This is a genomic window from Pseudoalteromonas porphyrae, from assembly GCF_001298125.1.
GTDB lineage: Bacteria > Pseudomonadota > Gammaproteobacteria > Enterobacterales > Alteromonadaceae > Pseudoalteromonas > Pseudoalteromonas neustonica.
On sequence record NZ_LHPH01000005.1, the window covers coordinates 14,344 to 27,455 of the forward strand.

The window sequence follows — 13,112 nt, forward strand, 5'->3', positions numbered from 1 at the left end:
ATAAAATAACCAGCCTTTTATGCATTGTCTGATTGTTTTTGCTGTAATTCCCACATGCGGGCATATTCACCTTGCAGGGCGAGTAAGTCATCATGCTTGCCTTGCTCGATGACTTGGCCTGCTTTGAGCACGATTATGGTGTCAGCATCCGTGATAGTGGATAGTCTATGAGCAATGACAATACTTGTATGTTCACTGGCTACTTCACGCATTGCACTGAGTATGGCTTGCTCTGAGTGTGAATCTAAAGCAGATGTTGCCTCGTCAAAAATTAAAATAGGGGATTTTTTTAAAATAGCCCGTGCGATTGCGATACGCTGCTTTTCACCGCCTGATACCTTTAATCCACGTTCACCTACAAGCGTTTGGTCACCTTTATCTAGGCTGTTAATAAACGCCCTTAAATGGGCCATATCAATTGCTTTGTTTATTTCATCTGCGCTGGCATCTGGGCGACCGTATGCAATGTTTTCTACAATAGTGGTGTTAAATAACACGGTATCTTGGGGCACAATAGCAATGGCTTGTCTTAGGCTTGCCAGTGTTACCTTATGGATGGGCTGTTCATCAATATAGATTGCGCCGCTGTTGAGTTCATAAAAACGATAGAGCAGGCGAGCAAGGGTACTTTTACCTGCGCCACTGGCACCGACAACGGCGACTTTACTTCCTGCTGGCACGTTAAAACTCAACTCATTCAAAATTGGCCGATCGCTGTCATAATGAAACTTAACATTTTCAAAGCGAATAGCGCCTTGTGTTAATGTTAAAGGTTCTGCTCCAGGACCATCATTAATGCTTGGTTTACGTGTTAATAGCCCTAGCATGTTTTCAAGATCAGTGAGGGCGCGGCGTATTTCTCTGTACACAAACCCTAAAAAGTTCAGAGGTAAAAATAGTTGGATCATGTAGGCGTTGATCATCACTAATTCACCAATTGTTAGTGTGCCAGTGACGACCTCTAACGCGCCTAGCCACATGAGTACCGTGATAGCTGCGGCAATGATCAAGGCTTGGCCAGAATTAAGCGCAAGTAACGATAAGCGATTTTTTAATCGTGCTTGTTCCCAACGTGCTAAAAAAGTGTCGTATGTTGAGGCTTCATATTCTTCGTTATTAAAATATTTTACCGTTTCGTAATTTAGTAAGCTGTCTATGGCACGGGTATTGCTGTTGTTATCTGCTTGATTAGCTTCACGAATAAAGCGGTTTCGCCATTGTGTAACGACCACTGTAAAAGTGATGTAAAGTGCAACTGCGAGTAAGGTGACTAACGCAAACCAAGGCGAAAATAAAGTAGCAAAAATAACCGCGACTATCAGAATTTCAAATAGCGTAGGTATAATATTAAACATTAAAAATCGCATTAAGAAACTCAACCCGCTGGTACCGCGTTCAATGTCACGGCTTATACCGCCAGTTTGTCTATCAAGATGAAATGCCAGCTCTAATGAGTGCAGGTGCTTAAATACTTTTAAACCAATATGACGCATGGCATGCTCAGTGACGCGGCCAAACAAGGCATCGCGTACTTCACCAAAAAATACGCTTGCAAAGCGCAGCCCACCGTACAGTAATAGTAATGCGACTGGCACTAGAATAATGTCTTGTAGGTTAGCATCTACGCTGTCGATTATTTCTTTCAGCGCCCATGGCATAAGTAAAGTTGCACCTTTTGCGGCAATCAAAGCTAATGCAGCAAGTGTTACACGGCCTTTAAATACCACAAGGTATGGCCACAATGTAAGAATGCTTTGTTTTAGGTTCATTGCATCTGGATGTTTACTCGTTTGCGTACGTTTGCCCATACCGCGCATGATTTTCCCTTGAAAGTTAAATAGAGCTATTGAATTTTACTAATAGACACCCAATAATAGTGGGGTAACTTACTTTAGATTAAAAAATGACTCAACTTCGCTTATTTATCACTGCTTTAATTTTATTTGCTGCGCTATTTAGTGTGCAGGCAAATGCTGTTGACGGTAATAACGATGTTGTGCAAAAGAATAATGTTAACGTGCTGTCTGTGTTAGATAATACACCAGATAGTATTATAAACTCCTACCTATCTGTTTCAAAATCTGCATTTGTAAAAAATAGCGTTAAAAAACAGCCTGAAGATTTAGGTTTTAAAGCTTTACAGCCTCGTTTAACGGCAAATAACTCATCTTTGTTTTTATATCAACGTCAAGTTGAACCAAACTATGAAACTATATTTGAATTTTTTGCCCCAAGTCTTGCGCGTGAGCTTTATTTACGCCCCCTTGAGCCACCCATTATATCTCCTTGGTTTATTGTTTATGAAGGCAAAAAGTCACGTATAAGCGGCTGGAAAGACGCTAATTTACAATATAGTGCAACGCGTACCTACCATATTTAATTTTTCTTTATAATTTTTCGGTTTGAACAACAAATAAATTAATGCGCCTGCATGGCGTGAAATCGGTGCGCGCGCCGGTTTAAAGGACGAATTATGTTAAAAAAATCATTAAAGAAACCGCTATTACAGCGTTTTAAAATTAGCTATGTAGCAATGTTCATTGCACTACTATTATTAGCTGTTAGTGCGTTACCAAATTTATACCCCTCTAAGTCATGGCTTAATATCTCTATTGAGAGTCAGTCGCAGTTAATTAAGAATATACCTTCACAAAAATCAGTCATCGACTTTTTAAATCAGCATAACTTTATGGTTGATCAATCCACCTTGGGGTCAAAATCGGATTCATCCTCTATTAATGTGTTGCTGCAAGTACCTACCAAAAGTGCGGCAGCGCAGCGGGCATTGAAAAGTGAATATCCTTATTTTGATGTAAAAATAGTAACTCATCAAACAAGCCCTGCTTGGTTACAACAGCTTGGTTTAGAACCGATAAAGTTAGGCCTAGATTTAAACGGAGGTGTATTGTTTGTTTTGGATGTGGATTTAGTAAAAGCACAACAAGAGCAGCTAGATAGCGCTTACGAGCAAACAAAAAGCATTATTCGTGATGAAAAAGCACGGGGTGTTCGAGTGCAAAAAAACGAACAAGGTTTTGAGCTACATGCTTTACGCAGTGCAAAAGAGAGCTTGATTGGCGTACAAGCGCAAGTACTAAAACGTTTTCAGCGCTTAGTTGCAACTAAGCAAACACAAGGAAGTATGACCACAGTGGCGTTTAGTTTTAGTGAACAAGGAAGTAGCACTTTTAATAAAGAGGTTATGAGTCAAACATTAACAACGCTTAGAGGGCGCATTGAGGAGCTTGGTATCACCGAAGCACTCACACAGCGCCAAGGCAAGCAACGCATTAGGATTGAATTACCTGGTGTGCAAGATCCTGCAGAAGCTAAGCGAATTATTGGCGCTACGGCATCTCTTGATTTTTATCAGCTAAAAGAGAGCGGCGGTAAAACCTTTGATTTACAAAATGGCGGAACGATTAACTTAGATCCCATTGTTATTTTTTCAGGTCAGCATATTAATAATGCTCACTCTGGGCGAGATGAATGGGGAAAACCTTTGGTGCAATTGAGCTTAGATAACCAAGGTGGGGAGGCGATGTCAGCGTTTTCAAAACGCAATATCGGTAAGCCAATGGCCACTGTGTATTCTGAATATTATAAAAATGCGCAGGGTGAGGTGGTCAAAAAAAGCGAAGTGATAAATGTGGCAAATATTGCTCAGCATTTAAGTCGTCAATTCAGTATTACTAATATGCAAAGCCCACAAGCAGCGCAAGACTTAGCATTGTTACTACGTGCAGGTTCATTAACTGCGCCTGTCACAATTGTGCAAGAACAAACGATTGGGCCAAGTCTTGGCGCTGAAAACATCACGAATGGTTTAGCTGCGCTGATGCTGGGAATGGGGATCACACTTGCTTTTATGGCTATTTGGTATCGTGGCTTAGGGCTGGTGGCTAATGTCGCACTGGTGCTTAATTTAACAGCTTTGGTTGGCTTAATGTCACTGTTACCAGGGGTTGTGTTGACCTTGCCTGGGATCGCGGGTTTAGTACTGACCATTGGTATGGCTGTAGATACGAATGTGATTATTTTTGAACGTATTAAAGAAGAGCGTCGTAAAGGGCGAGCACCATATCAAGCGATAGAGCAGGGTTATCAGCAAGCATTTACAACTATTTTTGATGCCAATATTACGACCATGATCACTGCAATTATTTTATTTAGCATTGGTTACGGGCCGATTAAAGGCTTTGCGATCACGCTTGCGCTTGGTCTGATCACGAGTGTATTTACAGGTGTTTATGTTTCAAAGGCGTTAAGCCAAGCTGTGTATCTTAAATTAACGAGCAAAACAGGAGCACAGGCATGAAAAAAACTTACTCTAAAATAAAAACGGGCACTGTCTTACGCTTATCGGGTTTGGTCTTTAGCATTTTACTTATTATTTTTTCAGTGACGGGTATTGCGACAAAAGGGCTCAATTTTGGTCTTGATTTTACAGGTGGTTATTTAACTGAATTTACGACATCAATAGCGATGAGTGAAGCTCAAATGGCGCAGAAGCTAAGCCATTACCACCCCGATGAGTTTACTTTAAGTGCGCAATCTAACCAACATTTTCAATTAAGAGAATCAGCGCAGGCAAGCAATACGCCATGGCTAGAATCATTAACGCAAGACGATACGTTAGGTGTTCAGGTTGTGTCATCGTCTTATTTAGGCTCGCAAGTTGGTGACGAGTTATTTGATGAAGGTCTTTTAGCGTTGTTCTGTGCAATGGTTGCAGTCATGATTTATTTGGCACTGCGGTTTGAGTGGCGTTTAGCATTGGGCGCAGTGGTTGCCTTAATGCATGATGTAATTGTCGTTGTGGGTATTTTTGCATGGCTGCAACTTGATTTTAATTTAACGGTATTAGCAAGCTTGTTAGCCATTATTGGTTATTCATTAAATGATTCAATTATTGTGGCTGATAGGGTACGTGAATTGTTACGCTTAGATACAAAAATGCAAAAAACCAGTGTTAATACTGTTATTAACGAGTCAATTAAAAGCACCTTAACGCGTACTTTGATCACCTCAGGAACGACACTGGCGACAGTTGCAAGCGTATGGCTATTAGCGGGAGCGCCATTAGAAGGTTTTGCAATTGCACTATTTACAGGGATATTAGTAGGGACGTTATCCTCTATTTGTATTGCGGTGACATTGCCGCAACTACTAGGTTTAACACATGAAAATTATCAAACTAAATTGGATGAAAAAAGCCAAACTTTGCTAGATATGCCTTAAAATAAATAAAAACCGCAGCGAATAAGCTGCGGTTTTTAGTATTATGACTATTAACTAAGGTTTATAGTAACGACTTCGGCAGTATCTTGCTGCGAGTCTTGTGAAGGCTGTTTTGGGATCTCAGGTTTATCTAATGCGATATCCCCACCGTCAATCACTTCACCCGTTTTTAAATTCTTAAAATCAAATAATTTATTATCCGCTAAGTGCGATGGGGTGACATTTTGCATCGCAGTAAAAATACTTTCAACACGCCCTGGGTGCTCTATATCCCACTGAGCTAGCATTGCTTTGGTATGTTTACGTTGTAAGTTTTCTTGCGAACCACACAAATTACATGGAATGATAGGGTATGCTTGACTGATTGCGTATTGTTCTATATCAGCTTCTTTACAATAAGCTAGCGGACGAATAACCATGTGCTCGCCGTTATCGCTCATTAATTTAGCTGGCATACTTTTAAGTTTTCCGCCGTAGAACATGTTTAAGAACAGTGTTTCAATCATGTCGTCACGGTGATGGCCTAACGCTATTTTGGTAGCGCCCATTTCGTTTGCAGTGCGGTATAAAATACCACGGCGTAAACGCGAACATAAAGAGCAGGTGGTTTTGCCTTCAGGAATAATATCAGTGACGATGCTGTAGGTATCTTCTTCAACAATCTTATATTCTATATCTTGAGTATCTAAGTACTCAGGTAACACATGTTCAGGAAACCCTGGTTGCTTTTGATCAAGGTTAATAACAAACAGCTCGAACTTGATTGGTGCAACACGTTGGAGATGTTTAAGCATATCAAGTAGGGTGTAACTATCTTTGCCACCAGATAGGCAGACCATGATACGGTCGCCTTCTTCAATCATATTGAAGTCCATAACCGCTTGACCGGTTTGACGACGTAAGCGTTTTTGTAACTTAGATAAGCTGTGTTGAGCTTTGGCTTGAACAGAATGCGACATTACGCCCCCTTGTGAACTATGCGTAAAAATAAGGGGCGCATTATACGCCGAAAGCAGCAATGCTCAAAACATATTTATAGCTTAATTTTTTGTTAATGGGCTGACGTAGCCATCGGGTTTAAGCGCTAATACATCGCAATCGAGGCTATCGATTACATGCTCGGCTGTATTTCCCACTAATGCAGCGCTTAACCCAGTGCGCCCTACAGTACCAATAACCACTAATTCGCTATTTAAACGCGCAGCAACATCAGGAATAACATCTTCGGGTAAGCCTTCTTCAATGGCACACGCTTGGTGTGAAATATTATGTTTGCTAGCCAGCGTATGTGTTGATTCTATATGATGCTTTTTGACTGATTCGTTATATACGCTTGGGTTGAACTCAGGTATTTCGATCGCAATGTTTACAGGCGTTGCTGGATAAGCATTCACAAGGCTTAATTTTGCGTTAGCAAGTTCACATAAAAATTGGGCATCTTTAATAATTCGGTTGTTAAGTGCAAGATGCTGTTCATTCTCACTAATTGCGTTTACGGCTGCAAGAATATTCCCGTTCTCTGGCCACGCATGTTCTTTGACGAGTAACACAGGTGCTGGGCATTTTCGGATCAAGTGCCAGTCGGTTGGGGTAAAAATAACAGATTTAAGAGTGTCATGTTTATGCGTGCCTTTAATGACGATATCAAATTGCTCGCTGATCACTGTATCTATAATGGCTTCATAAGAGCGATTATGCCAAACAACTTTACTTTGTATTTTAATGTCAGGGTATTGGGCTAAAATTTCATCAAGCCATGCTTGGCGATCTTTAACCACGGCATTACGCATTGCTTCGCGCTCATCGCCAGAGAGCATAGTTGTCATTTCATATGAAAAGTCGTAAATGCTCATAAAAGCAGTGATAACGGCACCAGACTTTTTGGCTAAATCAATAGAGCGAGATAAACCATGCTGAGAATCAACGGTTGGGTCAATAACGGCAAGTATGCGTTTGAGGGTGTTCATGAGCTGTTCCTTAACTACTGTATACCTATCGAAGGATATAATTTACATTTCAGACTCATTAGAGTGTAACGTAAATAGCGAGTAGTTAAAGTAACAGCATACTTTATGTTGTGCTAGATCAAGGTTTATTTCGGGTGGATAGCTGCGGCATCACGTAATCCATCACTGTCGAGGATTGTAATGAACTTACCCTCAACTTTTATTAGGTCTGCTTTTTGAAAGCGGCTTAACAGTCGGCTAATTGTTTCGACAGTAAGACCTAGATAATTACCAATTTCACCTCTTGTCATCGTAAAGCGAAACTCTTTACGCGAAAAGCCACGCTCACCAAAACGATTTGATAAATTATAAATAAAACTAGCTAAACGTTCTTCAGCAGACTTTTTATTTAGTAGCAACAACATTTCTTGATCATAGTTAATTTCATTGCTCATTAAACGCATAATTTGTTGACGTAGTTTAGGCAATTTACCTGACAGTTCATCTAATGTATCAAATGGAATTTCGCATACCATTGAAGTTTCTAGTGCTTGCGAAAAGCTTTGGTGGGTCATTTTATTAATAGCATCAAAACCAACTAAATCACCGGCTAAGTGAAATCCTGTTATTTGTTCATCGCCTTGCTCAGATAAAGTATATGACTTAAATGAACCTGAACGAACAGCAAAAATGGCATTTAAACGCGCACCTGATTCAAATAAAAAGTCGCCTTTGTGCAGTGGTTTTTTACGTTCGATGATTTCATCAAGTTTATCCATTTCTTGACCATTGAGTGTAAAAGGTAAGCATAATTGACTGATACTGCAATTGTTACAGCTAATCGTGCAGTTAGTCTTTGCTTTATTGTTTGATAAATTCATCTGTTATATCCATAAAATGTCGGCGCACTAGTCCCTTTAGATTAATGCACTAGCTTGTCAGTTGCAATAATAAGTAGATAAACGCCATACCAAATCAGTAGGCTGCCCATCGTTATCCGCGCCCAAGGGTGATTAAGTAGCTTATGCAATGCTTGTGCGCCCATACCTATACTGAGCATCGCAGGGAAGGTGCCTAGAGCAAAAAATAGCATAACCAGCGCGCCTTCAAATGCGCTATTGCCGGTCATCGCCCAAGTTAATGCAGAATACACTAAGCCACACGGTAACCATCCCCATAATGCGCCGTAACCTAGGGCTTTAGGAAGTGAGTTAATAGGCATTAAAAATTTATTTAGTTTAACAATATACTGCCATACCATTACTTTTCCGAGCGATTCTAGCCATTTCAAACTTGCACCTAAACGCATTACGTAAAGGCCAACTAAAATCATAAAAAGTCCACTTAAAAATGCCAATGCAAGAGAAAGCCAATGGCTTTGATTAGCGAAATGGCTGCTTAAACCCGCTACAAGTGCACCTGCGGCCATGTAACTGGCAGCTCGACCAAGGTTGTAGGCGATTGAAAAGTAGATTGGTTTTGTTTTATCAGTTGCAAGCTGTAAAGAGCTGGCAATACCACCGCACATAGCTATGCAGTGGCCACTACCAATGAGACCCATCACAAATGCACTAATAAATAGAGGGTCAATCATTACTTTTGTTATGTTGTTCTTTATCATCTTCAAACAAGATACTATGGCCTTGTTTATTTAAATCAGAAAACTGTTCGCCACGGACAGCCCAGAAAAAAACACCAATTGCGATCATAACGAATAATATAGCAATTGGAATTAGGATATAAATTATACTCATAACTTTAATAACCTCAGGGAGTTACAGATCACAATAATGGAACTTGTGGACATACCAATCACTGCCATCCAAGGCGCTACTAAGCCCAATGCTGCAAGTGGCAGGATAGAACCATTATAAAGCAACGACAGTGCTAAGTTTTGTTTAATTATCCGTCGTGTTTTTTTAGATATGATAAGCAAATGTTCAATTGCGGCTAAGTCACTGTTAAGTAAAACTACGTCAGCTGTATTTTTTGAAATATCAGCACCTGTATCCATTGCAATTGACAAGTGAGCGCTGTTAAATACAGGACTGTCGTTTACGCCGTCGCCGACCATAGCAACAATTTCATTTTGCTTTGACCAAAGTTCAACTTCACTTTGTTTATCTTGAGGCAGACAACCTACTTTGAAACTATCCAACTTTAACCTTTGAGCAATCTGTTGCCCCGCACTCGACGCATCCCCTGTTAACATATGGCATGTTAAGCCTTGAGCTTGCAAAGAGGCGATTAAGGGTGCTGCATTGTCTTTTACTTCATCAATAAAGTAAAAATTTGCGACAGGCTGTTTATCAACATAAAAAGTTGCTTGTGCATTACATTTACTGTTATCGAACCAGCCACTCTTACCGATAGCGTAATGATGATTATCATCGTGACCAGAAATACCAAGCCCTGGGTGCACGTTAATATCATATAAATGGCGCTGCTCAGGTGTGTACTTATTAAATGCTGTCGCGATAGGGTGCTCTGAATAGCTTTCAAGTTGGGCAGCAAGAGCCAATACTTGTTGTTTAGAGATACTATCAACCAATAAATCAACAGAGTCTATACTGAAACGCCCTTGAGTTAATGTGCCTGTTTTATCAAATGCAACACGTGTTAATTGTGGTAATGTTTCAAGTACATGAGCTTGTTTTATCAGTATCCCTTTGCGAGTTAACGTTGCGACTGCACAGGTCAATGCGGTTGGAATAGCTAAACTCAACGCACAAGGACATGTTGCGACAAGCACAGCAATAGTGATCCAAAACGCATGTGCGGGGTCAACTTGATACCAACCAATGGCTGTTAATGAAGCAAAAACTAATAAACAAGCGACAAACCACTGCGCAACTTTATCTGTTATTTCAACTAACTTAGGGCGTGTGGCGAGTGCGCTGTGTTGTAGTTTAATGATTTGGTTAAGTAAGGTATTTTGGCCTATCTTGTTTATTTCAATTGTGATCACACCATCATGATTTACAGTGCCAGCAAATACTTGATGGTCAATGTATTTCTTAACAGGTAAATGCTCTCCCGTCATCATGGATTCGTCAACCGTTGTGGTGCCCGAGCAGATAACGCCATCGGCTGGAATGGTTTCACCAGGCTTTATTAACACGCGATCATTTAGCTTTAATTTTTTAGCCGCAATTATATGTTCTTGGTCGTCTTTATCTAACGTGCGAGCGGTTAAAGGTAATAGTTTTTGTAAGTTCGCAGTAAATTCACTTGCTTTGAGACGAGCGCGAAACTCTAGATATTTACCGAGTAAAAGTAAGAAGGTAAACATGCAAATAGATTCAAAGTATACTTCACCGACTTGCATAACTGTGGCGTAACTACTGGCAATATAAGCACCAAATATTGCTAATGATACGGGCAAATCCATATTCAATTGTTTTGCTTTAAGGCCATTAATCGCATTAGTTAAAAAGGGTAACGCACTATATAAAATAACAGGGGAGGCAAGGATTAGGCTGATCCAGCGAAAATATTGCTCAAAATTTTCTTCCATGCCTGAAAACATACCGAAGTACATTGCAAATGCAAACATCATCACTTGCATTGTCATCAAACCAGCGACACCTAATCGGCGTATATAGGCTTTAGCGACTAACTGTTTTTGACTTGCTTCTATATCAGCTTGAAAAGGGTAGGCTTTATAGCCAATTTCCATTAATGATTTGATTAATTCACTTAGTGGAGTACGTTCTTTGTCCCATTGGATCATAGCGCGATTAGTTGACGTATTTACATCGACTCGTTTAATCGCCGGTATATTTAATAATTGTTTTTCAATTAGCCACGCACAAGCTGCGCACGTAATCCCTTCAACAGTTAGTAATACCTCACTAATATCATTAGTCTGAGATATAAATTCGTCTTGAATATCGGGGTTATCATAACTGGTGATGAAGGCCAATTGCTCTGGAACGAGCTGCTGAACTTTACCTGCTCGAACAGTCCTAAATTTATAATAGTCAGTCATACCTTGACTGACTATTGTCTCGGCTACTGTTTGGCAGCCAATGCAGCACATTGGTTGTTCGCTACCGTCAATATTAACGGTAGCGCTAAAGCCTGAAGGCACACTTTCAAGGCAATGAAAGCAATTATTAGACATAATACTTGGACTACTTATATTCAGGGCTTATAGAAATACTTTGTTCACTTGGCAAAGTAATGTTTTCTTTTAGTTTCCAGCTACCATCAACGGGCTCGATAAATACAGTGTATGTTCCATTTACAAAACTAGGAATAATGGCTGTGAATTCACTTTTTGCGTTGGGCGTCAGGTGTATATCAAAATCATGAGCTTGGATTGTTCTATGATAAAATGATAACTTTAAAGAGTGAATATTGCTTGTGTCACCCTTGGTAAATTTAAAACTTACTTTATCTGCTTCAACACCAAGTTCACCATGCAAGTATAAAGCCTTTGCTTTATCAAATTTACTCAGTTCTAAATTAATCGCTTTACCTTTTTTATAATAATCATCGACGACCATATCGGGGCCATTCCCAATTGCCGTAATAAATAATGATATGCAGCCAATGATAGTAATTGCTGGGAAAAAGATTAAGAACCAAGGCCAGAAATTTTTATACCAAGGAGTAGGGTTCATAAGTAAGCTTAATTTGTTTACGGTGTAGGTATTTTATAGGATTTGAATTAAAAAGACTAAAAAAAAGCCTCCAGATGGAGGCTTTTTTGATCTTAATTAATCTATTGAATTAAAAGATTAATATTTAAACATTTAATTAACGTTTTGCTTATTTATCTTGCGATAAACTGTAAACATAAGCCGTTAATAGATGAACTTTGTCTTCACCTAAAATGTCTTTCCACGCAGGCATTACACCAGCACGACCGTTATTTAATGTTTCTTCAACAGCACGTTGAGAACCACCATATAACCAGATGTTATCTGTTAAGTTAGGAGCACCAAATGGTAAGTTATGGGCAACAGAACCTTTACCATCAACACCATGACATGCAGCACACATGGCAAACTTAGCTTCACCTGCTTTCGCATCTTTTTGGTTAACAGTACGACCTGATAAGCTTAAAACATGCGCGGTCATTTCTTTAACGCCTTGTTCGCCTAAAGCTGCACCCCATGGTGGCATTGCAGCAACACGACCATAAAGTAGTGTCTCTTTAATTTTGTCAGGCGTGCCGCCGTATAACCAGTCTTTATCCGTTAGGTCAGGGAAGCCGTGACCACCACGAGCATCTGAACCGTGACACTGCGAACAGTTCTGAGCGTATAAGCGTTGACCAATTTCAAGTGCTTTGTCGTCTTTAACAAGCATTTCGATATCTTGGCTAGCATAGCCTTCAAATATAGGGCCAAAACGTTTATCTGCATCAACAAATTCTTGATCTAATTGAACTCGCTGACCGTTAGCTAGTGCATCTTCAGTTGCCTTTTTAGACTCTTCTAAAGAAGTAATACCTTGGTTAGAACTAGTCCATTTAAATACGCCTTCCCAATTACCTAAACCTGGGTAAGCGGCAAGGTAGTATACTGACCATGCAAATGTCGCAAAGAACATGTAAGTCCACCACTTAGGCAGTGGGTTGTTTAGTTCTTCAATCCCATCAAACTCATGCCCACAGCTTTCACCCTCTTCAACCCCAGCGTAGTTCTTTAAGTTCCACACTAGTAGGCCAAAAATAATAAATAGGCACGCAAGGGTTAATACAATAACCCATATACTCCAAAAGCTAGTCATTTCTCAGACCCCTTTTCCTCGTTAGAGATTGTTTTGTTATGCTCTTTTTCATCTTCGAAAATGGCATTAGCAGCACTGTCAAAGCGTGTTTTGCTACGCTTGCTGAATGCCCACACAACAATAACAATAAATAATACTAAAATTATCAGAGTTAAAACGCCTCTGTATGTTCCGTAATCCATA

Annotated in this window: 13 protein-coding genes; 3 read left to right on the top strand and 10 right to left on the bottom strand. The window is 39.9% G+C overall.

Annotation, left to right across the window (positions count from 1 at the left end):
• Positions 1-17 precede the first annotated feature (17 nt).
• Positions 18-1,769, bottom strand: a complete 1,752-nt coding sequence (locus ADS77_RS05755) for an ABCB family ABC transporter ATP-binding protein/permease (RefSeq protein ID WP_054453517.1) — start codon at positions 1,767-1,769, stop codon at positions 18-20.
• 134 nt (positions 1,770-1,903) lie between these two features.
• On the opposite strand from ADS77_RS05755, the gene ADS77_RS05760 reads away from it, so the two are divergent.
• The 3 genes from ADS77_RS05760 to secF all read left to right on the top strand — a co-directional run bounded on the left by ADS77_RS05760 (position 1,904) and on the right by secF (position 5,241).
• Positions 1,904-2,380, top strand: a complete 477-nt coding sequence (locus ADS77_RS05760) for a hypothetical protein (protein WP_054203505.1) — start codon at positions 1,904-1,906, stop codon at positions 2,378-2,380.
• A 93-nt stretch (positions 2,381-2,473) separates the two neighbouring features.
• On the top strand, positions 2,474-4,318 hold the full coding sequence (gene secD, locus ADS77_RS05765) for a protein translocase subunit SecD (RefSeq protein ID WP_152960589.1): 1,845 nt from the start codon (positions 2,474-2,476) through the stop codon (positions 4,316-4,318).
• On the top strand, positions 4,315-5,241 hold the full coding sequence (gene secF, locus ADS77_RS05770; RefSeq protein WP_054453365.1) for a protein translocase subunit SecF: 927 nt from the start codon (positions 4,315-4,317) through the stop codon (positions 5,239-5,241). The genes secD and secF overlap by 4 nt, the downstream gene beginning before the upstream one ends.
• A gap of 50 nt (positions 5,242-5,291) precedes the next feature.
• On the opposite strand, the gene ttcA is transcribed toward secF, so the two are convergent.
• The 9 genes from ttcA to ADS77_RS05815 form a co-directional block, all read right to left on the bottom strand.
• Positions 5,292-6,200, bottom strand: coding sequence for a tRNA 2-thiocytidine(32) synthetase TtcA (gene ttcA, locus ADS77_RS05775; RefSeq protein ID WP_054203508.1), 909 nt, complete (start codon positions 6,198-6,200; stop codon positions 5,292-5,294).
• Positions 6,201-6,281: 81 nt separating this feature from the next.
• Positions 6,282-7,208, bottom strand: a complete 927-nt coding sequence (gene uspE, locus ADS77_RS05780; RefSeq protein ID WP_054453367.1) for a universal stress protein UspE — start codon at positions 7,206-7,208, stop codon at positions 6,282-6,284.
• 125 nt (positions 7,209-7,333) lie between these two features.
• Entirely contained in the window at positions 7,334-8,068 is a 735-nt protein-coding gene (locus ADS77_RS05785; protein ID WP_054453369.1) for an FNR family transcription factor, read from the bottom strand.
• A 41-nt stretch (positions 8,069-8,109) separates the two neighbouring features.
• Positions 8,110-8,781, bottom strand: coding sequence for a sulfite exporter TauE/SafE family protein (locus ADS77_RS05790; RefSeq protein WP_054453371.1), 672 nt, complete (start codon positions 8,779-8,781; stop codon positions 8,110-8,112).
• A complete protein-coding gene (ccoS, locus tag ADS77_RS05795) occupies positions 8,774-8,941 on the bottom strand; it encodes a cbb3-type cytochrome oxidase assembly protein CcoS (protein ID WP_054203512.1) in 168 nt (55 codons plus the stop codon). Before ccoS ends, ADS77_RS05790 begins: the two co-directional genes overlap by 8 nt.
• The gene (locus ADS77_RS05800) at positions 8,938-11,313 is read right to left on the bottom strand and encodes a heavy metal translocating P-type ATPase (RefSeq protein WP_054453373.1); all 2,376 of its coding nucleotides are present in this window, start codon (positions 11,311-11,313) and stop codon (positions 8,938-8,940) included. The genes ccoS and ADS77_RS05800 overlap by 4 nt, the downstream gene beginning before the upstream one ends.
• 10 nt (positions 11,314-11,323) lie before the next feature.
• A complete protein-coding gene (locus ADS77_RS05805) occupies positions 11,324-11,815 on the bottom strand; it encodes a FixH family protein (protein ID WP_054203514.1) in 492 nt (163 codons plus the stop codon).
• Positions 11,816-11,963: 148 nt separating this feature from the next.
• Positions 11,964-12,929, bottom strand: a complete 966-nt coding sequence (gene ccoP, locus ADS77_RS05810; RefSeq protein WP_054203515.1) for a cytochrome-c oxidase, cbb3-type subunit III — start codon at positions 12,927-12,929, stop codon at positions 11,964-11,966.
• Positions 12,926-13,111 (bottom strand): cbb3-type cytochrome oxidase subunit 3, encoded by a 186-nt coding sequence (locus tag ADS77_RS05815; RefSeq protein WP_054203516.1) that lies wholly within the window; start codon positions 13,109-13,111, stop codon positions 12,926-12,928. Before ADS77_RS05815 ends, ccoP begins: the two co-directional genes overlap by 4 nt.
• Between the last annotated feature and the right edge of the window lies 1 nt (position 13,112).